This is a genomic window from Kitasatospora sp. NEAU-CNBT7 (genome assembly GCF_057220535.1).
The window spans coordinates 1-21,210 of record NZ_JBXQQB010000021.1 but is presented as its reverse complement, the minus strand read 5'-3'; the positions used below and the strand labels follow the sequence as shown (position 1 = coordinate 21,210).

At 75.0% G+C, this 21,210-nt stretch carries 21 protein-coding genes and 1 pseudogene; 8 read left to right on the top strand and 14 right to left on the bottom strand.

Annotated features, from left to right (window positions below):
* Positions 1-36: 36 nt before the first annotated feature.
* Positions 37-837, bottom strand: a complete 801-nt coding sequence (locus AC2TEW_RS24965; RefSeq protein WP_484625587.1) for an enoyl-CoA hydratase-related protein — start codon at positions 835-837, stop codon at positions 37-39.
* Positions 838-1,141: 304 nt separating this feature from the next.
* On the opposite strand from AC2TEW_RS24965, the gene AC2TEW_RS24960 reads away from it, so the two are divergent.
* Entirely contained in the window at positions 1,142-1,309 is a 168-nt protein-coding gene (locus AC2TEW_RS24960) for a DUF3117 domain-containing protein (protein ID WP_199520338.1), read from the top strand.
* 176 nt (positions 1,310-1,485) lie between these two features.
* Here the strand turns inward: AC2TEW_RS24960 and AC2TEW_RS24955 are convergent, their stop codons facing one another.
* A complete protein-coding gene (locus AC2TEW_RS24955) occupies positions 1,486-2,073 on the bottom strand; it encodes an O-methyltransferase (RefSeq protein ID WP_484625586.1) in 588 nt (195 codons plus the stop codon).
* A 370-nt stretch (positions 2,074-2,443) separates the two neighbouring features.
* On the opposite strand from AC2TEW_RS24955, the gene sigE reads away from it, so the two are divergent.
* The 4 genes from sigE to AC2TEW_RS24935 all read left to right on the top strand — a co-directional run bounded on the left by sigE (position 2,444) and on the right by AC2TEW_RS24935 (position 5,573).
* The gene (gene sigE / locus AC2TEW_RS24950; protein WP_051812561.1) at positions 2,444-3,154 is read left to right on the top strand and encodes an RNA polymerase sigma factor SigE; all 711 of its coding nucleotides are present in this window, start codon (positions 2,444-2,446) and stop codon (positions 3,152-3,154) included.
* Positions 3,151-4,083: a zf-HC2 domain-containing protein gene (locus AC2TEW_RS24945; protein WP_484625585.1), complete on the top strand. Its 933-nt coding sequence runs from the start codon at positions 3,151-3,153 to the stop codon at positions 4,081-4,083. The genes sigE and AC2TEW_RS24945 overlap by 4 nt, the downstream gene beginning before the upstream one ends.
* 186 nt (positions 4,084-4,269) lie before the next feature.
* Positions 4,270-4,704 (top strand): sec-independent translocase, encoded by a 435-nt coding sequence (locus tag AC2TEW_RS24940; RefSeq protein WP_484625584.1) that lies wholly within the window; start codon positions 4,270-4,272, stop codon positions 4,702-4,704.
* Positions 4,705-4,859: 155 nt separating this feature from the next.
* A complete protein-coding gene (locus tag AC2TEW_RS24935; RefSeq protein WP_484625583.1) occupies positions 4,860-5,573 on the top strand; it encodes a hypothetical protein in 714 nt (237 codons plus the stop codon).
* Positions 5,574-5,927: 354 nt separating this feature from the next.
* On the opposite strand, the gene AC2TEW_RS24930 is transcribed toward AC2TEW_RS24935, so the two are convergent.
* The 4 genes from AC2TEW_RS24930 to AC2TEW_RS24915 form a co-directional block, all read right to left on the bottom strand.
* Positions 5,928-7,088, bottom strand: coding sequence for an Mrp/NBP35 family ATP-binding protein (locus AC2TEW_RS24930; RefSeq protein ID WP_484625582.1), 1,161 nt, complete (start codon positions 7,086-7,088; stop codon positions 5,928-5,930).
* 56 nt (positions 7,089-7,144) lie between these two features.
* A complete protein-coding gene (locus tag AC2TEW_RS24925; protein WP_484625581.1) occupies positions 7,145-7,768 on the bottom strand; it encodes a DUF1003 domain-containing protein in 624 nt (207 codons plus the stop codon).
* On the bottom strand, positions 7,758-9,080 hold the full coding sequence (locus AC2TEW_RS24920) for a magnesium transporter MgtE N-terminal domain-containing protein (RefSeq protein WP_484625580.1): 1,323 nt from the start codon (positions 9,078-9,080) through the stop codon (positions 7,758-7,760). The genes AC2TEW_RS24925 and AC2TEW_RS24920 overlap by 11 nt, the downstream gene beginning before the upstream one ends.
* A 154-nt stretch (positions 9,081-9,234) precedes the next feature.
* Positions 9,235-9,774 (bottom strand): pyridoxamine 5'-phosphate oxidase family protein, encoded by a 540-nt coding sequence (locus AC2TEW_RS24915; protein WP_484625579.1) that lies wholly within the window; start codon positions 9,772-9,774, stop codon positions 9,235-9,237.
* Positions 9,775-9,962: 188 nt separating this feature from the next.
* Here AC2TEW_RS24915 and AC2TEW_RS24910 point away from each other — a divergent pair, with 188 nt between their 5' ends.
* Entirely contained in the window at positions 9,963-10,901 is a 939-nt protein-coding gene (locus AC2TEW_RS24910; RefSeq protein WP_484625578.1) for a DMT family transporter, read from the top strand.
* A gap of 49 nt (positions 10,902-10,950) precedes the next feature.
* On the opposite strand, the gene corA is transcribed toward AC2TEW_RS24910, so the two are convergent.
* The gene (corA, locus tag AC2TEW_RS24905) at positions 10,951-12,063 is read right to left on the bottom strand and encodes a magnesium/cobalt transporter CorA (RefSeq protein WP_033825963.1); all 1,113 of its coding nucleotides are present in this window, start codon (positions 12,061-12,063) and stop codon (positions 10,951-10,953) included.
* A 422-nt stretch (positions 12,064-12,485) separates the two neighbouring features.
* Between corA and AC2TEW_RS24900 the strand changes: the two genes are divergently transcribed.
* Positions 12,486-13,130: a suppressor of fused domain protein gene (locus AC2TEW_RS24900; protein ID WP_484625577.1), complete on the top strand. Its 645-nt coding sequence runs from the start codon at positions 12,486-12,488 to the stop codon at positions 13,128-13,130.
* 40 nt (positions 13,131-13,170) lie between these two features.
* On the opposite strand, the gene AC2TEW_RS24895 is transcribed toward AC2TEW_RS24900, so the two are convergent.
* The 6 genes and pseudogenes from AC2TEW_RS24895 to AC2TEW_RS24870 form a co-directional block, all read right to left on the bottom strand.
* The gene (locus AC2TEW_RS24895) at positions 13,171-13,785 is read right to left on the bottom strand and encodes a MarC family protein (protein WP_484625576.1); all 615 of its coding nucleotides are present in this window, start codon (positions 13,783-13,785) and stop codon (positions 13,171-13,173) included.
* A gap of 170 nt (positions 13,786-13,955) precedes the next feature.
* The gene (locus tag AC2TEW_RS24890) at positions 13,956-14,804 is read right to left on the bottom strand and encodes a PHP domain-containing protein (RefSeq protein ID WP_484625575.1); all 849 of its coding nucleotides are present in this window, start codon (positions 14,802-14,804) and stop codon (positions 13,956-13,958) included.
* 62 nt (positions 14,805-14,866) lie between these two features.
* Positions 14,867-15,505 (bottom strand): DUF6758 family protein, encoded by a 639-nt coding sequence (locus AC2TEW_RS24885; protein ID WP_033825960.1) that lies wholly within the window; start codon positions 15,503-15,505, stop codon positions 14,867-14,869.
* Between the two features lie 331 nt (positions 15,506-15,836).
* Complete coding sequence (locus AC2TEW_RS24880) at positions 15,837-15,983, bottom strand: DUF8834 family protein (RefSeq protein ID WP_199520562.1); 147 nt, start codon at positions 15,981-15,983, stop codon at positions 15,837-15,839.
* A gap of 443 nt (positions 15,984-16,426) precedes the next feature.
* Positions 16,427-17,284, bottom strand: a complete 858-nt coding sequence (locus tag AC2TEW_RS24875) for an alpha/beta fold hydrolase (RefSeq protein WP_484625574.1) — start codon at positions 17,282-17,284, stop codon at positions 16,427-16,429.
* Positions 17,193-19,324: pseudogene (locus AC2TEW_RS24870) on the bottom strand (DEAD/DEAH box helicase); the annotation flags it as partial. The pseudogene AC2TEW_RS24870 and the gene AC2TEW_RS24875, both read right to left, overlap by 92 nt.
* Before the next feature lie 661 nt (positions 19,325-19,985).
* Here AC2TEW_RS24870 and AC2TEW_RS24865 point away from each other — a divergent pair.
* Positions 19,986-20,771, top strand: a complete 786-nt coding sequence (locus tag AC2TEW_RS24865; RefSeq protein WP_484625573.1) for a ferritin-like fold-containing protein — start codon at positions 19,986-19,988, stop codon at positions 20,769-20,771.
* 26 nt (positions 20,772-20,797) lie between these two features.
* Here AC2TEW_RS24865 and AC2TEW_RS24860 read toward each other — a convergent pair whose 3' ends face one another.
* Positions 20,798-21,091 (bottom strand): hypothetical protein, encoded by a 294-nt coding sequence (locus tag AC2TEW_RS24860; RefSeq protein ID WP_484625572.1) that lies wholly within the window; start codon positions 21,089-21,091, stop codon positions 20,798-20,800.
* Between the last annotated feature and the right edge of the window lie 119 nt (positions 21,092-21,210).

Sequence of the window (21,210 nt, the reverse complement as noted above, 5' to 3'; positions counted from 1 at the left end):
CGGGCGGCCCGGGTCGGCGCCGCCCGGCCGCGGTCCTCAGCGGCCCAGGTAGGCCGGCTTCTCCTTGGCCAGGAAGGCGCGCACCGCGATCCGGTGGTCCTCGCTGTCCCCGGCCAGGGTCTGCAACTCGTCCTCCTTGTCGAGCAGTTCGCTGAGCGAGTGGTCGGCGGCGTAGGACAGCGAGGCCTTGATCGCGCCGTACGCGACGGTCGGGCCCTCGGCCAGCTGCTGGGCGAACTCGCGGGCGGTGGCGGCCAGTTCGGCGGCCGGGACGACCTTGGTGGCGAGGCCCAGGGCGAGCGCCTCGTCCGCCTTGACGGTCCGCGGCAGCATCAGCAGCTCGGTGGCCCGGGCGTGCCCGACCAGCCGGGGCAGCGTCCAGGAGGCGCCGGAGTCGGCGGTCAGCGCGATCCCGGCGAAGGCGGTGTTGAAGCCGGCCGAGTCGGCGACGATCCGGAAGTCGCAGGCGAACGCGAGCGAGGCGCCGGCGCCCGCCGCGACCCCGCCGACCGCCGCCACCGTGGGCTTGCGCATCCCGGCGAGCGCCCGCACCAGCGGGTTGTAGTGCTCCGAGACGGTCTTCAGCCGCGCCGCGCCGGTCTCCTCGGCGAGCTTGAGCAGGCCCAGGTGCTCCTTGAGGTCCTGGCCGACGCAGAACGCCCGCTCGCCGGCGCCGGTCAGCAGCAGCGCGCGGACGGCGGGGTCGGCGGCGGCCTCGGTCACCGCGTCCCGCAGGGCGATCTTGGTGGGCACGTCCAGCGCGTTCATCGCGTCCGGCCGGTTGATGGTGACGACGGCCAATCCGGCGGAGAGTTCGTACAGCACGGAGTCGGTCATGGGCTGAGGGCTCCCGGGAGTCGTGGGGCGGTCCTGCTACGGATGCCAGGCCAGCATGACGGAGGCCGGGCCGGGCTGGGGAGTGTGAGGTAGCGCACCCCGGCGCAGCGTGTCGAACACCGTCCCGTACGGCCCGGGCCCGCCCCCGGGCCGGTCCCGGAGGGCCGGTCGGCCCCTGTCCCGGGGGTGATGTTGGTCATCGGGGCGCCGCATGCGGGATAATGGCTTCCGATCAATGCGTTCGATACCGGCGGTGGACGGACTTCCGGTACGAAACTGCGCGGTTGCAGGAAGGGGAACGAGCATGGCGGCCATGAAGCCGCGGACGGGTGACGGCCCGCTCGAGGTCACCAAAGAGGGGCGAGGCATCATCATGCGCGTTCCGCTGGAAGGCGGCGGACGCCTCGTGGTGGAGCTCACGCCTACGGAGGCCGAAGAGCTGGGCGAGGCGCTGAAGAAGGTCTGCGACTGACCTAGCGGGAGCTGCCCTCGTCTCCCGAGCTGTGTGCGGGGCCCGTGTCCGAGTCAGGGCGCGGGCCCTTCGCCTGTCCTGCCGGGGCCGCCAGGGGCCCTTGGGAGGCCCGGACGGGCCCGCTGGGGCCCGCGCCCGCCCGCCCCCGGGAGGCCCGGAGGCAGCCCGCGGGGGCTTCAGCGCTTGACGGCGCAGAGCAGCCCGTCGCTGACCGGCAGCAGGGCGGGCAGCAGCCGCTCGCTCTCCCGGACCTCGCGGACCAGTTCGCGGACCGCGTGGGTCTGCGGGTCGTGCTGGTCGGGTTCGGCCAGCCGGCCCTCCTGGAAGACCCCCTCGAAGCAGACCATCCCGCCGGGCCTGAGCAGGCGCAACGATTCTGCAAGGTACTGCTGGGACTCGGCCGGTTCACCGTCGCAGAACACCAGGTCGTACTGGCCGTCGGCGAGCCGCGGCAGCACGTCCAGCGCCCGGCCGGGGATGAAGCGCGAGCGGTTCGAGGCGAAGCCGGCCGCGTGGTACGCCTCGCGGGCGTACTGCTGGTGCACCGGCTCGGCGTCGACGGTGGTCAGCACGCCGTCCGGCCGCATGCCGCGCAGCAGGTAGACGCCGGAGACCCCGGTGCCGGTGCCGATCTCGGCCACCGCCTTGGCGTCCAGTGCCGCCGCGATCAGCCGCAGACAGGCCCCGCCGCTCGGCCCGATCGCCCGGATGCCCAGCCGCGCGGACTGCGCCCGGGCGTAGGTCAGCACCGCGTCCTCGCCCACGTAGGTGTCCGCGAGGGCCGCGCGCGCGGGCCCGAAGTCGGTGATGGCTGCCTCTCCCCGAGCGGCGGATGCCGACCTGATGTCGACATTTCCCGCCACACACTACTGGCCGGGCGGGAACCGCGTTCGGCGACCGGCCGTTGTCCCAGCACGGGAGCGGACGATCCGACCGCGCACCACCCGGCCCGGGCAGGGAGCCTGCCCGGCCAGGCGGGCAGCGGACTGCTCTTATCCAGATCTGACGGGTGAGGTGGATATGGTGGTGGCCCTGCTGGGCAGAAGAGCCGACCGAGGAGGTGTGGCCGAGGGCGACGTCCCTGTGCGGCGGCACTTCCGCGGCACCTCGTCGGCCCGTACGCCGAAGCCCGTGATGAACCAGTCTGTGCAATCCCCCCTGGACACGTCGACCGCAGCCGACCACCCGGTGGCCGAGGCCGCCGCCACGCGCGCGACCTTCGCAGAGGGGCCCGACGCGCAGGGCTGGACGCCGCCGAGCTGGGAGGAGATCGTCGAGGCGCACAGCGCCCGGGTCTACCGCCTGGCCTACCGCCTGACGGGCAACCAGCACGACGCCGAGGACCTCACCCAGGAGGTCTTCGTCCGGGTCTTCCGCTCGCTGTCCACCTACACCCCCGGCACCTTCGAGGGCTGGCTGCACCGGATCACCACCAACCTCTTCCTGGACATGGTGCGCCGACGGCAGCGGATCCGTTTCGACGCCCTCGGGGACGACGCCGCCGAGCGGCTCCCCAGCCGCGAGCCCAGCCCCGCCCAGCACTTCAGCGACACCCACTTCGACGCCGACGTCCAGCAGGCGCTCGACACCCTGGCCCCGGAGTTCCGGGCCGCCGTCGTGCTCTGCGACATCGAGGGCCTGTCGTACGAGGAGATCGCCGCCACCCTGGGCGTCAAGCTCGGGACGGTGCGCAGCCGGATCCACCGCGGCCGCTCGCACCTGCGGGCCGCCCTCAAGCACCGCGCGCCCGGCACCGTGCCCGGCCGCGCCCGTCGCGGCGGATCCGAGGAGCCGCTGCCGGTCGGCGCCGCGCCCGCCGGTGAGAGTGACCGGGGGGGCTCGTGAGCGGCGGCGGCCCGGCGGAGGCCGGCCGCTCCCGGCGCGGGGCCGGCCGACTCCAGCTGGGCCGGCGCGGTGAGGACCAGGCGCTCGCGCTGCACGCCGTCCCGGTGCGGCCGGCCGAGCCCGCCGCGGACGAGCACCATCTCGGCGACCGGCTCTCCGCCTACCTGGACGGCGAGCTCGGCCACGACTCCCGCGAGCGGGTCCAGGCGCACCTGGCGACCTGTCCCCAGTGCCTGGCCGAGGCGGACGAGGGCCGCGCGGTCAAGCACCTGCTGACGCGCACCGTCACCCCGGCGCCGTCCTCGATGCTGATGTCCCGGCTGATGGCGGTCGCCGCGCTGCCCGACGACGAGCCCGGCGAGGGCCCGGGCGGCGGGGTCACCGGGGTGTCCCCGGAGGCCACCGCGGGCACGCTCGGCGGCAGCCGGCTGACCGGCGGCTCGTTCGGCCGCGGCGCAGGCTCCTCGTTCGGCGGGGGCGCGCTCGGGGCGCAGGCCCCGATACCCGGGGTGGACCCGCGGGCCGAGCGTCCCGGCCCGCAGCCGTTCGCACCCGCCCGGCGCGGCCCGCTGCCGTCCGTGCGGCCGCTGGCGGCCGCCGCCGAGGCGCCGGTGTTCCGGCCCGCCCCGCCGCGCGGCCGGCGCTTCGTGTTCGCCGCCGCCGGCGCCTTCTCGGTCGCCGCCGTGACCCTCGGCGGGGTCGGCGGGGTCGGCGGTGTGACCGGCGCCGGTGACGACCAGCAGAGCACCACCGTCACCCCGGTCCGCGGTCCCGGCACCGGCGCGGTGCTCCCGGTCACGGCGGAGCTGCCGGTGGACTTCCCGGTCCGCCACCTGGCCTCCTCGCCGTCACCCGGTACGGCGCAGCAGCCGGGCCCGTACCAGCCGGCCGCGACGCCCGTGGGCTACCCGCACCAGCTGCTGCGCTGAGGCGCCCGGCGGGCCCTCCCGGCCCACGCCCGGCCGGCGGGGGCCGCCGGTGGTCCGGTGGTCTCTTCACCACCGCTTCATCACGCGGTGGGGGCATGGACCGGCCGGTGGCCATTACGCTGTAATGACCGTTGTCCGCTGTCCGCAGAGCTCATCGGGTTCGTCCATAGGAGCTGGGGAGCTTACGTGTTCACTGACATAGGCCCACTCGAGGTCATCACCCTGCTCGTGATGGCCGTGGTGATCTTCGGGCCGGACAAGCTCCCGAAGCTGATCCAGGACACCATGGGCTTCGTGCGCAAGATCCGCTCGTTCGCGGACAGCGCCAAGGAGGACATCCGCACCGAGCTGGGCCCGGAGTTCCAGGACTTCGAGTTCCAGGACCTCCACCCGAAGACCTTCGTGCGCAAGCAGCTGCTCGGGAGCAACGAGGACCCGCTGGGCTTCAAGGAGCTCAAGGACGGGCTGGACATCAAGTCGGTGCTGAACAGCGAGACCGCCGGTGCGGCGCCCGCCGCGGCCGCTGCGGGTGCCGCCGCGGCCCCGGCCGCCGCCGACCTGACCAAGGCCGCCGCGCCCGCGCCGGGCGAGCGCCCGCCGTTCGACCCGGACGCCACCTGAGCCTCCCGGGTCCGCCCGCCGACGTATCGCGCCCCGCCCCGCCGCCCGGCTGAGCGGGGCGCAGCCGTGTCCGCCGCTATTGTGCTGAATGCCGCGGGGGGCGCCGATCCGGAGCGCGCCGCGGGACGGGACAGCTGTGTGGAGGAGGCGGCCGGATGGACGCGACGAGTCGTGCGGTGGGGACGGCCCCGGCGGGGGTGCCCGGTGCCCCCGGGCCGGAGCGCCCGGTGACGGGCAGGAGGGTGCCGGCGGCGCCGGTGGACCCGCTGGCGCCGTACCTGGCGGCCGACTTCCCCTGGTACGGGCTGGACGACGGCTGGACCGGCCGCCGCTGGCTCGGCCAGGTCGGCGCGGGCCCGGGCGGGGCCCGGGGCGGGCAGGCCGAGGGCGGCGCGGACTACGGGTCGCTCGGCCACGGCGACGAGCCGGCCAAGCAGCCCGAGGCCCGGGACTCCCGCCGGTTCGCGGTGGTGGTGACGGTGGCCCGCAGACCCGGGCGCCGCAGCGCGGACAACACCGGGACGCTGGAGGCCACCTCGGCCTCGTCCGCGGCCTGGCTGGCGGGCTCCGGGCTGCTGGCCGCGACCTGGCCCGGCCAGCTCGACCGCGGTCTGCGCCAGGACTGGCTCGACCAGCAGTCCAACCTCGCCTGGGACCTCGCCGACGACCTGGACGGCCCCGGCTGGTCCTCGCTGACCCTCCCGGTGAGCGGCCTGCCGCAGCCCTTCCGCTACCGCGAGTCCGAGTACGGCTGGGTGCTGGCCGGCGAGGCCCCGGGCGTCCTGCTCGGCGCCTACGGCCGCGGCGTCAGCGCCTACGGCGTCGGCTTCGGCGCCGTCCCCGACCTCGCGGCCTACCACGGCCGCTGACGGCCGGCCAGGGCCCGGGGCGGGCGCGGCACCACCCGGTCCGCCCCTGCGGGGCCGCGTCCGGGCCGGCGGACCGGCGGGTCGGCCGGCGGCAGGATCGGCCGGGCCCGACCGCACGGAGCCGCACGCGGGCGGTCGACGGACGGAGCCCGTACGGCCGTGCGCACGCCCGGCCGCCCTCACCCCGCCCCACACTCCGCCCGTCGCCGCGGTCGGGCCCGTCGCGGGCCGATCGAGGCGCTCGTCGCCCGGCGCCTTTCCCGGACGGAGGCGCACCGCGCCGTCACCGGTCCCCGGACGCGGAACGGCCCCGGGAGGAGTGCTCCCGGGGCCGTTGCGGGCGGCTGGCGCGGCCTAGAACTTGTTCTTCGGGGTGAGCCCGAGCGACAGCCCCGACAGGCCGCGCTGGCGGCCGCCGAGCTTGCCCGCGACGGTGCGCAGGGCGGCCGCGGCGGGGGACTGCGGGTCGGCCAGGACGACCGGGCGGCCGTCGTCGCCGCCCTCGCGCAGGCGGACGTCGATCGGGATCGAGCCGAGCACCGGGACGGTGGCGCCGACCGAGCGGGTCAGGGCGTCGGCCACGGTCTGGCCGCCGCCGGTGCCGAAGACGTCGATCATCTCGTCGCAGTGCGGGCAGGGCATGCCCGACATGTTCTCGATCACGCCGACGATCTTCTGGTGGGTCTGCAGCGCGATGGTGCCGGCCCGCTCGGCCACCTCGGCGGCGGCCATCTGCGGGGTGGTGACGATCAGGATCTCGGCGTTCGGGACCAGCTGGGCGACCGAGATGGCGATGTCGCCGGTGCCCGGCGGCAGGTCGAGCAGCAGGACGTCCAGGTCACCCCAGTAGACGTCGGCCAGGAACTGCTGCAGCGCGCGGTGCAGCATCGGGCCGCGCCACACCACGGGCGCGTTGCCCGGGGTGAACATGCCGATCGAGATCACCTTCACGCCGTTCGCGGACGGCGGCATGATCATGTCCTGGACCTGGGTGGGCCGGCCCTCGACGCCCAGCATCCGCGGGATGCTGTGGCCGTAGATGTCGGCGTCGACCACGCCGACCTTCAGGCCGTCGGCGGCCATCGCGGCGGCCAGGTTGACCGTCACCGAGGACTTGCCGACCCCGCCCTTGCCGGAGGCGACCGCGTACACCCGGGTCAGCGTGCCGGGCTTGGCGAAGGCGATCTCGCGCTCGGGGGCGCCGCCGCGCAGCAGCTGGGAGAGGTCCTTGCGCTGCTCGTCGCTCATCACGTCGAGTTCCACCTCGACGCCGCTCACCCCGGGCACCTCGGCGACGGCCTCGGTGACCCGGTTGGTGATGGTCTCGCGCATCGGGCAGCCGGAGACGGTCAGGTAGACCGCGACGCGCACCGCGCCGCCGTCGGCGATCTCGACGGATTTCACCATCCCGATCTCGGTGATCGGACGGTTGATCTCCGGGTCGTGCACCGTCGCCAGGGCCTTGCGTACGGACTCCTCCGTCACGCCGGCCGCAACCTCTGTCTCGTTGGCCATGCCTTGATGGTACGGCGCCGGGGAACGCCCCCGACTCCCCAGTAGCGTGCCGCCGGTCACAGCACCTCGGAGGCGCCCCGCCGCTCGTCCAGCTCCTTGAGCAGAGACTGCAGTTCGGACCGGACGAAGTCCCTGGTGGCCACCTCGCCGAGGCCCTGGCGCAGGGTGGCGACCTCGCGGGTGAGGTACTCGGTGTCGGCGATGTTGCGGTCGCTGCGGGCCCGGTCCTGCTCCATGTTGACGCGGTCCCGGTCGTCCTGGCGGTTCTGCGCGAGCAGGATCAGCGGGGCCGCGTAGGAGGCCTGCAGCGAGAGCATCAGGGTGAGGAAGATGAACGGGTAGTCGTCGAAGTGCACGCTGTCCGGCAGCAGGGTGTTCCAGATCACCCAGACCAGCACCACCACCGTCATCCAGACGATGAACCGCCCGGTGCCCAGGAAGCGGGCGATCCGCTCGGACAGCTGGCCGAATGCCTCCGGGTCGTACGAGGGCAGGCTGATCAGGCCCGGACGGGCGGTGCGCGGCTGGTCGAGCCGGACCCGGGCGCCCCCGCCGCCGCTGCTCTCGGTGCGCTGCATCCGGGTGCCCTCGCGGGTCCGCAGTTCGCGCAGCTGCCGCAGGTCGCCCTGGAGCCGCTGGCGCGGGGATTCGTCCCGCCTGCCCTTGCGGTCAGCGTCCACCGGCGGCCTCGCTCTCGCGCTCGTGGGTGTCGTCGTCGAGGACGTCCCCGTCGACGCTGTCGCCGCCGTGCAGGGCCGCCTCGCGCCAGTCGTCGGGCAGCAGGTGGTCCAGCACGTCGTCGACGGTGACCGCGCCGAGCAGGTGGTCGGTCTCGTCGACGACCGGCGCGGCCACCAGGTTGTACGCGGCCAGGTAGCTGGTGATCAGCGGCAGCGGGGTGCCCGGCGGCAGCGGGTCGAGGTCGTCGTCGACGATCGAGCCGACCAGGGTGTACGGCGGCTCGCGCAGCAGCCGCTGGAAGTGGATGGTGCCCAGGTACTTGCCGGTCGGCGTCTCGGTCGGCGGCCGGCAGACGTACACCTGGGCGGCCAGCGCCGGCTTGTTGTCGGCGATCCGGACCCGGGCGAGCGCCTCCGCGACGGTCGCGTCCGGCTCGAGGACGATCGGCTCGGTGGTCATCAGACCGCCCGCGGTGTCCTCCTCGTACGAGAGCAGCCGGCGCACCGAGGCGGCGTCCTCGGGCTCCATCAGGCGCAGCAGGCGCTCGGCGGCCTCCTCCGGCAGGTCGGAGAGCAGGTCGGCGGCGTCGTCCGGGTCCATCGCCTCCAGGACGTCGGCGGCGCGTTCGTCCTTGAGCTTGCCGATGATCTCGACCTGGTCGTCCTCGGGCAGCTCCTCCAGGACGTCGGCCAGACGGTCGTCGTCGAGCGCGGCGGCCACCTCGGCCCGGCGCTTGGCCGACAGGTGGTGCAGCACGTTGGCGAGGTCGGCGGGGCGCAGCTGGTCGAAGGTGGCGAGCAGGTTGGCCGCGCCCTGGCCCTCCTCGGCGAGCGAGAAGCCGGTCACCGCGGACCAGTCCAGGGTGAGCGTCTCGCCCTTGCCCTTGCGGAGCCGGCCGACCTTGCCGACCTGGACGAAGACCTTGCTGATCTCCCACTCGCGGACCCGGGTCTGCACCATGGCCACGTCCAGGACGGTGACCTCCTCCTGGGTCTTGACCCGGGTGACGGTGCGGTCCAGCAGCTCGGCCAGGACCAGGGTCTCGGAGGTGCGCTGTTCGAAGCGGCGCATGTTGATCACGCCGGTGGTGAGGACCTGGCCGGACTCCAGGCTGGTCACCCTGGTCATCGGCAGGAAGATCCGGCGCCGGCCGACCACCTCGACCACCAGGCCGAGCACCCGTGGCGGGCGCCCGCCGATCCGCAGCGAGACGACGACGTCGCGGACCCGGCCGACCTGGTCGCCGTTGGGGTCGAAGACGGCCACACCGGAGAGGTGGGAGATGAAGACCCGGCTTCCTGGCCCTGCCATCGGCTCCCGCTCTCTCTCGCTCCGCCTCGCTCCGTGCGCCGCGCCCAGGCTACCCGGGCGGCCACCGGCCAGCCCGCCGACCTGCGGCGGGTGTGACGGCCCGGCACCGGCCCGGCACCGGCCCGGCACCGGCCGGGCGGGCCCGCCCCGCGGGTCAGCGCCCGCGGCGCCGCAGCAGCAGCCGGGGCAGGCCGGCCGGGATCGGCTGCCGGGTGGTCGCGGGGGTGGGCATCGGTTCGGCCGTGAGCGGGCCCTCGGGCATCGCGCCCGGCTGCTCGCTCAGCGCGCCCGCCGGGGCGAGCCGCAGCACCCGGCACTCGCGGGCCCAGCGGTCGCCGATGGTGTCGGTGTCGGGCGCGTTCAGCCGCTTGCCCTTGAGCTCCTCGACCGCCCCGAGCCAGGCCTCGCTCCGCGGGGCCAGCTCGGTGACGGTGGCGGGCCAGCTGGTCAGCCGCCCCCACTTGTCCTTGGAGCGCACGGTCACGGTGGCGGCGGTGCCGGCCGCGAGGCCGTGCAGCGGCTGCTCGGCGCCGTCGCCGACCACCACGACCGCGCCGTCGTGCCAGGCGTGCCAGACCGCGCGCGCCTGCGGCTGTCCCTCGGCCCTGACCCAGAGCAGGCCGGACTTCTTCGCGGCCTCCTCCAGCAGGGCGCGGTCGAGGAGGTCGGCTGCCGTGGTCGTCGAAGGCTCCATGGCCCACAGCGTAAGGCCTGGGGGAGACCCGCCCGCTCCCGGGCGCCGCGGGACCGGCCGGCCCGCCGCGCCCGGGTGGCCCGGCCCGTCTCATCGCTCAGGACGACAGTGCCATGGGCCATTTAGAGGCCTTACCGTTGTCGGGTCCGTTCCCGACGGATCCCCCGCCCGCGCCACCGAGGAGAGCCGTGCCCGCCGCCCCGACCGACGACGTCACCGCCGCCGCCCCCGCCGGGCCGGCCGACGCCGCCGGGCAGCCGCCCGCGCTGCCCCGGACCGACCTGCTGCTGCTGGCCGTCTCCGTCGCCGGCATCTCGCTCTCGGCACCCCTGATCAGCGCCACCGCCGCGCCCGCACTGGCCATCGCCTTCTGGCGCAACGTCATGTCGGTCGGCGTCCTCGGCCCGTACGCGCTGGCGCGGCACCGCGCCGAGCTGCGCGGGATCGGCCGCCGGGCGCTGCTGCTGGCGATGGCGGCGGGCGGCCTGCTGGCCCTGCACTTCGCGCTGTGGATGCCCTCGCTGCGGATGACCTCGGTGGCCTCCGCGACCGCGCTGGTGACCACCACGCCGCTGTGGACCATCGTGCTGCTCCGGCTGTTCGGCCACCGCCCCCCGCGGCTGGTGTGGATCGGCACCTGCGTCGCCTTCCTCGGCGTGCTGGTGCTGACCGGCGTCGACCTGTCGCTCTCCGCCCGGGCGCTGCGCGGTGACGCGCTGGCGCTCGGCGCGGGGCTGGCGGCGGCCGGCTACATGCTGCTCGGCGCGGAGGTCCGGCGGACCGTCAGCACCACCGCGTACACCCTGATCTGCTACGCCACCACGGCCGTGGTGCTGCTGGCCACCTGCCTGGCGGCGGGCGTCCCGCTGTCCGGCTGGCCGGCCGGGGTGTGGTGGCAGATCGTGCTGCTGATGGTGGCCGCCCAACTGCTCGGCCACTCGCTCAGCAACCGGGTGGTGCGCACCCTGGGGCCGTCCGTCACCTCGACCGCGATCCTGCTGGAGACGCCCGGTGCGGCCCTGATCGCCGCCTTCTGGCTGGGCCAGTGGCCGCCGGTGGCCGCGTACCCGGCGGTCGCGCTGATCCTGCTCGGCCTGGTCCTGGTCGCCCGCGGCGGCCGCCGCTGACGCCGGGCCGCCGCGGCGGCCCGGCCGGGACCACCGCGGCCACCGCGGCCTAGAGCCAGCCGTTGCGGCGGAAGCCCCGGTACATCCCGACGCAGATCACCAGCACGCTGCCGAGCACCAGCGGATAGCCGTACTTGTGGTGCAGCTCGGGCATGTAGTCGAAGTTCATGCCGTAGATGCCGGTGATCATGGTGGGCACCGCGAAGATCGCCGCCCAGGCGGTGATCTTGCGCATGTCCTCGTTCTGCGCGACCGAGACCTGCGCCAGGTTGGCCTGGAGCAGCGAGTTGAGCAGTTCGTCGAAGCCGTGCACCTGCTCGGTGACCCGGGCCAGGTGGTCGGCGACGTCGCGGAAGTACTTCTGGATGTCCGGGTCGACCAGCCGCTGCAGCGGGTCCGACAGCAGCTGCATCGGCCGCAGCAGCGGGGTCACGGCCCGCTTGAACTCCAGTACCTCGCGCTTGAGCTGGTAGACCCGGCCGACGTCGGCGCCACGGCCGCCCTTGTTGGCGAAGACGTCGAACTCGATCTCGTCCACATCGGTCTGCAGCCGGTCCGCCACCAGCAGGTAGTTGTCCACCACCTGGTCGGCGATGGCGTGCAGCACCGCCGCCGGGCCCTTGGCGAGCAGCCCCGAGCCGTCCGCGTCCGCCTCCAGCCGGTGCCGCAGCTCGTGCAGCGAGCTGTGGCCGCCGTGCCGGACGGTGATCACGAAGTCCCGGCCGGCGAAGACCATCAGCTCGCCGGTCTCGACCACCTCGCTGGTCGGGGTGAGCTGGTCGTGGTCGACGTAGCGGATGGTCTTGAAGACCGCGAACAGCACGTCGTCGTAGCGCTCGACCTTGGGCCGCTGGTGCGCGTGGACCGCGTCCTCCACGGCCAGCGGGTGCAGGCCGAAGCGCTGGGCGATGCCCTCGAACTCGGCCTCGGTGGGCTCGTGCAGGCCGATCCAGCTGAACGAGCCGGTGTCCTCCTGCTGGAAGAGCTTGACCAGCCGGGCCGCCTCGCGGGGGCTGCAGGCCTCGCCGGCCCGCTTGCCGTGCTGGTAGACCGCGCAGTCGACGACGGCGGAGATGGGGTGGCCGGGGTGCAGCGGGTCGTAGGCGTCGGTCCGGCGGCGGCCCGGACGGACGGCGGCGCGCAGGCTGTTGATCATCGACATGGCAGCAGGCTCCTTGGGCAGGAGCCGTCGCACGGCGGCACTGTGGACGGCCTGGTGCGACGGCGGGAACACCGATGGATGCCGGGCCGAACGGCAGCGGGCAGGCTGCCAGGTGTCCGGGAAACCCGCGTGAGGGGCGGAGTTTGGACGATTCGGCTCCGGGGAAGGTGCTCTCCCGACCGGACGCGGCGCCGCCCTACCTACCGAGGGATCAGGGCAGGTCGCGGCGGAGGCGGACAGGTCGGGCAGAGCTGCCGGTACTGCATGGTCGGCTGGTATCCACCGCAACCACCTCCTTCATGCCGCGGCTCCGAGTGTCAGAAGACTCGGGTGGCCATCTCCTCACACTAACAGCTATGGCTCGGGCCGTGTTGGAGTGCGCCCCAACCCGGCCCGGCCGCAGGGCGGCTAAGGTCGCGTCCATGGCGCACGATTTCCCGCTCTTCGGTGACTTCTCCACTCCTGACGAACCGTCGGAGCTGACCCGGGCCGCGGTCCTCGCCGCCGTCGAGGCGAGGCTGCTGACCGCGTTCGGCGAACCGGCCGGCCGGGCCTCGGTCACCTTCCTGGGTGCGGACCGGATCGAGGTGCTGCGCTTCGGCCCGGACACCGACGCGCTGGTCCGCTACGCGACGCTCGGGATGTCCGCCGCGCCGATGGCCGACCCGTCCGCGGCGGTGGCGGACCCGGTCCGCGGACCGCGCGCCGAGTTGGTGCTCAGCGTCCGCGGGGGGCGCGACGAGGTGCTCCGCACGCTGGCCACGTTCGCGGCGACTCCGCAGGTGGAAGGGCTGGTGGTGGCCCCCGGCGGCTCGCTGGACCTGGGCACCCCGCTCTGGCCGGGCGCGCCGTTCACCTCGGTGCTGGTGGCCGAGCCGGGCGGTCTGGTCGAGGACCTCGACCTGGCCGCCCCGGCCGAGCCGGTCCGCTTCCTGCCGCTGCTGCCGATGACCCCGAACGAGGCCGCGTTCAAGCGGGTGCAGGGCGCCGAGGCGCTGCAGGAGCGCTGGCTGCGGCACGGCACCGACCTGCGCGACCCGCAGCGCCGGGCCGTCCCGCTGGACTGATCCGCGGGCCCGCGGCGGCGGTCCGCGGTACGACGTGAGGTCAGCTGTACGACTTGATGAAGGCGAACACGCCGCTGGCGACCAGCTGGACGGCGATCGCCGACAGCAGCAGGCCGGACAGTCGAGTGATCAACACCACACCGCCCTCCTTGATGATCCGGATGATCACCAGCGAGAAGCGCATGGTCAGCCAGAGCACCACGTGCATGGCGACGATCGCCACCCAGACCGCCGCGTACTCGGCGGCGCCGTCCGCCTTCTGCACGGCCAGGATGACCGCGACGATCGCCCCGGGACCGGCCAGCAGCGGGGTGCCGAGCGGGACCAGGGCGACGTTGACGTCCTTGGTCTGGGTCGGCTCGTCGATCTTGCCGGTGAGCAGGTCGAGGGCGATCAGCAGCAGCAGGATCCCGCCGGAGACCTGCAGTGCGGGGATCGAGACGTGCAGGTAGTCCAGGATCTGCTGGCCGAACAGGCCGAAGCAGGTGATCACGCCGAGCGCGACCGCCGCCGCCTGCCAGGCCATCCGGCGCTGCACCCGGGCGGCCCGGCCGGAGGTGAGCGCCAGGAAGATCGGGATGGTCCCGGGCGGATCCATGATCACGAACAGGGTGACGAAGAGCGACCCGAAGACGGTGGTGTCGAAGACGCTCACCGCTCGGCCTCGCACTGGTGAGGCTCGCTCATGCCGGGTTCTCTCGCTGGGCGTTCCGTACGGATTGCCCGATTCTGTCACGTCATGTCCGCCCGGCCGTGGCGCCGCGGCGCGACACCGCGACACCGCGACCGCCGGCGTCCGGCCGGCCGCGGCCCGGGGCCTCCCGGTCAGCCGGTGAGCGGCCGCGCGCCGGTCGCCTGGGCGACCAGGGCCTCGTACACCGCCGGGTCGGTGGTGTGCTCGCCGAGCCGGACCGTCTTGCGGGAGCCGTGGTAGTCGCTGGACCCGGTGGTCAGCAGGCCGAGTTCGGCCGCCAGGCCGCGAAGCCGGGCCCGGGTCGGCTCGTCGTGGTCGATGTGGTCCACCTCCAGGGCCGCCAGGCCCGCCGCCGCCAGCTCGGCGATCACCTCGTCGGAGACGGTGTCTCCGCGCTTGGCCGCACCGGGGTGGGCGAACACCGGGACCCCGCCGGCCGCCCGGACCAGCTGCACCGCCGTGACCGGATCGGTCTCGTGCTTGCGGACGTCGGCCCGCCCGCCGTTGGCCAGCCACTCGGCGGTGAAGGCGTCCGAGACGGTCGGCACCACGCCCGCCTCGACCAGCGCGCTGGCGATGTGCGGGCGGCCCACCGACCCCCGCCCCGCGATCCGTTCGACCTGCGCCCAGTCGATCGGCGCGCCCAGCTCCCGGCAGCGTTCCACGATCAGGCGGGCGCGCCGGAACCGGTCGGTGCGCACCAGCTCCCGCTCGGCGGCGAAGGCCGGCTCGGCCGGGTCGAAGAGGTAGGCGAGCAGGTGCAGGCTGACGCCGTCGGTGTGGCAGGACAGCTCCGCGCCCGGCACCAGGGTCAGCCCGGTGCCGGACAGCGCCCCGGCGGCCTCGGCGTGCCCGGCCACCGTGTCGTGGTCGGTCAGCGCGACCACGTCCAGCCCGGCGGCGACCGCCGCGGCGACCAGCTCGGCCGGGCTGTCGGTGCCGTCGGAGGCGTTGCTGTGGGCGTGCAGGTCGATGCGCACGACGGGGCTCCTGTGGGTCGGGTGGCCCCAGGATAGTCAGCGCCCGGGAAGCACCCGGACGGTCAGCCGAGCAGCCGTGGGGAGAGCGCGCCGCAGGGCAGCAGGCCGAGTTCGGCGCCCGCGTCCCGCAGGTCGGTGATGACCAGCTCGTCGTGCATCAGCAGGGCGGACTGCTCGGGCCAGGCGATGGCCCAGAGCCAGAGCCCGCGGGCCTCGCCGACGTACACCGCGCGGTCGGGCGGGGCCTCCGGCACGTGGAACATCGGGGTGGGCCGGCCGGCCGCCATCAGCTTGGCGTCGGCGGGCTTGTAGAGCGAGACCGAGTCGCCCGGATCCGGTCCCGGCAGCCCCGCGTACCGGGCGCCGAGGCCGACGCCCAGCTCCTCGGCGACCAGCACCAGCTCGCCGAAACCGCCCAGCGGTGCGGGTCCGGAGCAGGCCACCGCGGTGGCCCTGGCGCCGGAGAGGTCGTCCCCCGCGTGCGAGATGCCGGTGAAGAGCCAGCCGACGGGCAGCGGCCAGGGCAGCCAGACGGGCACCTGGGAACGGGCCACGGCCACCCCGAGCGCCTCGACGCTCGGCGGCAGTACGGGCTGCATCGGGTAGACGGCGCCGTGCTGGTCACACTGCCAGGTGTCGGAGAACAGGCCTGGGGCGCGGACCCGACCGGCGCACCTCGGGCAGCTTGGCTCGCCCCTCATAGCCGACAACGGTCCTCCCTCCGGTCCGCCGCGTCAAGGACGGTCACCCGTACGTGGTGCGTCGCGCCGCCCGGCCGGGTGCGGCCGGTGGCGGATGCGGCCTCGGTAGGGCATGTCCCGGCGGCCGGGGTGCCAAACACCGGCCTGGTCGCAGGCCCGGCGCGCGAGCGCCGCGGCGACTCGGGGCCGGAGGACGCGCGGGCCCGGGAGGTCGGGAGGCCGGGGAGCCGGGAGGCCCGGAAAGCACTGACGCCCCGTTCCTGGTGGTGCGGAACGGGGCGTCAGCCGGGTATCGGGACGTCGGACGCGGCCTCGGCCGGTCCGGTCCCGCTCAGATCGCCTTGCACGGCCGGATGTAGAGGCGTTCGCCGGTCAGCGCGGCGGCCTTCAGGTACTCCCGGACGGTCTCGGCGTCGGCGATCAGGCGGTCGGTGGCGGCGCCCTGGGCGTCGTCCAGGCGGAGGATCTCGAAGCGCATGGGCCTCTCCCTTCCTGGCCCCGGTGAGCGGGGCGTCGTCGGCCGAGGCTGGCTCGGCCCTGGCTGGGGCGGTGGTCCGGTCGGTGCTGCTGGTGCCCGCATCGCGCTCCCCCCGTCGGCGGTGGTGCTGCTCCGGTGGCGGCCGGTGCCCGGCGGTTGCGCTGCGGCCCCATGGACCACGGTGCACGGTCGGTGCTTCCGGCCGGTTGCCCGTCCGTTAAGTCCCGGTTTCGGGTGACTCTCGTCGTCGAGGCCGGTGCGAATCGGGGTGGCGGACACGGCTGAGCGGGCAGGGTGATTCCCGGACAGAATCAAATATTACCCGAGCTAACGAATTTTGTCGCCTGCTTTGTGGCGGCCCGGTGAACCCACGGTGCCGGGCGGCCGTCCACGGCGGCCCGGCCGGTACCGGCCGGGCCGGCGGGGTGGCGGGGTGGTGGGGGTCAGCCCCAGAAGGCCGCCAGTGCGGCCGCCGTCGCGGCCGGCTGCTCGGCGTTGGGCGAGTGCCCGGCGTCCTCCACCACCACCCGCTCGGCGCCCAGCCGCCGGGCCATCGCCGACTGCTCGTCGACCGGCCAGGCGTAGTCCTGCACGCCGGACACCACCAGCTTCGGCAGCGGGCACCCGGCCAGCTCCGCCACCCGGTCCGGCGCCGCGACCAGGTGCGCGCCCATGGTGCTCAGCGCCTGCGGCACGTTGGCCAGCCAGCGGCGGTGCAGGAAGTCCGCGACCTCCGGCGGCAGCGCGACGGCCGGGGCCTTCTCCATCTGCTGCATCACCTGCCAGATCGGCTCCAGCTCCATCGTGGCCAGCGCGTCCACCAGCAGCTTGGTCCGGGCGGCCTCGGCCGGGTCGATCGCGCCCGGGCCGGTGGCGAGCAGCGTCAGCGACGCCCACGGCAGCGGACCGTCCGCGGCGGCCGCCAGCACCGCCTCCCGGACCACCTGGCCGCCGAAGGAGTGGCCCAGCAGGTGCAGCGGACCGCCGTCGGCCAGCGCGTCCGACAGCGCCCGGACGTCCCGGCCGAGCTCCGCCACCGCGTACGCGGCCGGGTCGGCCGGACCGCCGGTCTCGTACTGGCCGCGCTGGTCGACCGCCGCCACCCGGTAGCCCGCGTCGGCCAGCGGCTCCAGCAGGGCGATGAAGTCCTCCTTGCTGCCGGTGAAACCGGGCACCAGCAGCGCGGTGCCCCGGGCCGGGCCGGCCGGCTCGGCCAGCAGGAGCGCGAACTCCCCGCGGGCCGTCGGCAGCCGCAGCGCCCGGGCGCAGGCGGGCAGGGTCAGGAACGGCGGGGTGCTCATCGGCGGCGTGCTCCTCGGTACCGGGACGGGGTTCCGAGCTTACGGCCGCGCCCGGGGCCCGGAACGCCGCCGGGCGGGCCGGATCAGCAGTGATCCGGCCCGCCCGGGCGGTGTGGGGGGTGCCCCGTGGGCTCAGCCCTCCGGCGTGGCCTCGACCGGCTCCGCGGCCTTGCGGGCGCGGGTGCGGCGGCGCGGGGCGGCCTCGGTGGGCTCGCCCTCCTGGGCCGGGATGCTCACCTGGGCCTCGGCGGCCGGCGCGGCGGCGGCCGTCTTGCGGGCCCGGGTCCGGCGCGGGGCGGGGGCCGCGGCCGGCTCGGCGGCGGTCTCGGCGACGGCCTCGGCCACCGCCGGCTCCGCGGCCTTGCGGGTCCGGGTGCGGCGGCGCGGGGCGGGCGCCTCGGCGGTCTCCGCGACCACCTCGACGACGGCCTCGACGACGGCCTCGGCAGCCGGCGCGGAGGCGGCGGCCTTCCGGGTCCGGGTCCGGCGGGGGGCCGGTGCGGTGGCCTCCGCGGCGGGGGCCTCGGCCACCACGACCTCGACCACCGGGGCGGCCGCGGCGGCCTCGGCCACCACCGCCGGCTCGGCGGCCTTGCGGGTGCGGGTCCGGCTGCGGCGCTGGGCCGGAGCCTGCGCCGGCTCGGCCGGGGCGTCCACCGCGACCGGGGTCGCGGCCTCGGCCACGGTCACCGCGGCCTCCGCGCCCTCGGCCCGGGCACCGCCGCGGGTACGGCGGCGCTCGCGCTGCTTGCGGGCCGGACGCTCGGCGGCCTCCGGCTCGGGAGCCGCCACCGCCGGGCCGGTGCCCCGGCCGCCGCGGGTGCGGCCGCCGCGGGCGCCGCGGCCGCCGGTCTCACCGAGGTCCTCGACCTCCTCGGCGTTCAGGCCGGCCCGGGTGCGCTCGGAACGCGGCAGCACACCGGTGGTGCCGGGCGCGATCTTCAGCAGCTCGAACAGGTGCGCCGAGGTGGAGTAGGTCTCCTCGGGCTCGTTGAACGGCAGGTCCAGCGCCTTGTTGATCAGCTGCCAGCGCGGGATGTCGTCCCAGTCGACCAGCGTGACCGCGGTGCCCGAGGCGCCGGCCCGGCCGGTGCGGCCGATCCGGTGCAGGTAGGTCTTCTCGTCCTCGGGGCACTGGTAGTTGATGACGTGCGTGACGCCCTCGACGTCGATGCCGCGGGCGGCGACGTCGGTGCAGACCAGGACGTCGACCTTGCCGCTGCGGAAGGCCCGCAGGGCCTGCTCGCGGGCGCCCTGGCCGAGGTCGCCGTGGACCGCGCCGGCCGCGAAGCCGCGCTTGGTCAGCTGCTCGGAGACGTCGGCCGCGGTGCGCTTGGTCCGGCAGAAGATCATCGCCAGGCCGCGGCCCTCGGCCTGCATGATCCGGGAGACGACCTCGACCTTGTCGAGCGAGTGCGCCCGGAAGATGTGCTGCTCGATGTTGGCGACGGTGGCGCCGGTGTCGTCCGGGGCGGCGGCCCGGATGTGGGTCGGCTGGCTCATGTACCGGCGGGCGAGGCTGATCACCTGGCCCGGCATGGTGGCCGAGAACAGCAGGGTCTGCCGCTTGGCCGGCAGCATGGTGATGATCTTCTCGACGTCCGGCAGGAAGCCGAGGTCGAGCATCTCGTCGGCCTCGTCCAGCACCAGCGCGCGGACCTGCGAGAGGTCGAGCTTGCGCTGGCCGGCCAGGTCGAGCAGCCGGCCCGGGGTGCCGACGATGATGTCGACGCCCTTCTTGAGCGCCTCGACCTGGGGCTCGTACGCCCGGCCGCCGTAGATGGCGAGCACCCGGACGTTGCGAACCTTGCCGGCGGTCTGCAGGTCGTTGGTGACCTGGGTGCACAGCTCGCGGGTCGGCACCACGATCAGTGCCTGCGGGCTGTCGGAGAGCTGCTCGGCGGTGGCCCGGCCGGCGTCGACGTCGGCCCGCACCACGACCCGCTCGATCAGCGGGAGGCCGAAGCCGAGGGTCTTGCCGGTGCCGGTCTTGGCCTGGCCGATGACGTCGTGGCCGGTCAGCGCGACCGGCAGGGTCATCTCCTGGATGGGGAAGGGGTGGACGATGCCGACGGCCTCGAGGGCCTCGGCGGTCTCCGGGAGGATCCCCAGGTCCCGGAAGGTGGTCTTGGTGGGTTCAGCGGTGGTGGACAGGGTGCTGCCTCTTCCATAAGCGGGGGCCGAGAGCGAGAGGGCGGCGGGCGGCCGCACCGCTGCGCCGGGCCCGTGATGGGCCGCTGTGCACAGCTGCGGGTCGCACACCGCGCCGGTCCCTGCTGCCTGCCGACCGCGCGGCCCGTGGGGGGCGCGCCGTCCGGCGGCGTGGGGGAAGGATTCCCGTGAGGGGACGGCGCGGGACCTGCGCCGTACGGCGCGGTCCGCGGCGGCCCTCGCTCGGCCACTGATGCGGTGCCAAGGCCCGAAGTCCAGGCCAAGGTCGGAGCCGATCGGGTCTCCGACCGGGCATCCGCGTACGTGAGTGCCTGACTCCTACGGAGCACGTCTGCGCGGCCTGTCCACAGGGACGGGCCGCGCGAGTACACCAGGCCTCGCTACCACCATACAGTCCAGCGCCGACTCGAACACGTGACGCGCCTTACTCGGCTGGTGGGGGCCCCGGGGACGCCGTGCGGGGGCCCGGGACGGGCGAGCCGGTGGGCCGGGGAGGCGGCCGCCGCCGGGCGGTCTAAGGTGACGTGCCATGGAGACTCAGGATTCTGGCCAGGGCACCCCGACCGACCCGACCGCTGCCGAACCGACCGCTGCCGGGGCGACCGCCGCCGGGGCCGGGACCGGCTCGATCGGCGACTGGGCGACCCGTGCGGCCGATCCGGGCTACCGGGCCGCCGTGCTCGACCTGCTGGGCGCGCTCGCGTACGGCGAGCTGAGCGCCTTCGAGCGGCTGGCCGAGGACGCCAAGTTCGCCCCCGGCCTGGTCGACAAGGCGGCGCTGGCCAGGATGGCCTCGGCGGAGTTCCAGCACTACCAGCTGCTGCACGACCGGATCGCCGAGGTCGGCGCCGACCCCACCGAGGTGATGACCCCGTTCGTGGAGCCGCTGGAGGCCTTCCACCGGCTGACCGCGCCCTCGGACTGGCTGGAGGGCCTGGTCAAGGCGTACGTCGGGGACGCGATCGCGACCGACTTCTACCGCGAGGTCGCGGTCCGGCTCGACGACGACACCCGTGACCTGGTGCTGCGGGTGATGGCCGAGACCGGCCACGCCGCGTTCGCGGTCGACCGGGTCCGGCAGGCGATCGAGGAGGACCCGCGGGTCGGCGGGCGGCTCGCGCTGTGGGGGCGCCGCCTGATGGGCGAGGCGCTCAGCCAGGCCCAGCGGGTGGTGGCCGAGCGGGACGCGCTGTCCAACCTGCTGGTCGGCGGCGCCCAGGTGCAGGGCTTCGACCTGGTCGAGGTCGGCAAGATGTTCAACCGGATCACCGAGGCGCACACCCGGCGGATGGCGGCGCTCGGCCTCGCCTCCTGACCCACCGCCCGGCCCGGGTAGGCCGGTCAGGCGGCCCGCTGCCGGCGGTGCCGGTGGCCGCCGCCGCGCCGCGGCGCCCGGTCCGGCCGGGCCAGCACCGAGACCAGCAGCACCGAGCCGACCGCGGAGATGCCCAGCGCGGCGGCGGGCTGCTCGCCGTCGAAGGCGTACCGGGCGATCAGCCCGCCGAGCAGCGCGGCCACCAGCGCCGTCGAGACGGTCAGCACCCGGGCGGCCGGGAAGTACCCCCGTAGCAGGACCAGTGCGCCGAAGCCGACGGTCAGGCCGATCAGGGCGTAGGCGATCGTCTCCACGTACACGGGCTGCCTCCCGGGGGCGTGCTGGGTGCCTTGGCCCCGCCATACCCGCCGGGCGGCCCCGGTACGCCCCGGCGGCCGGTGGAACCGGAGCGGGACGCACGACGGCGGCGCCCCAGCCC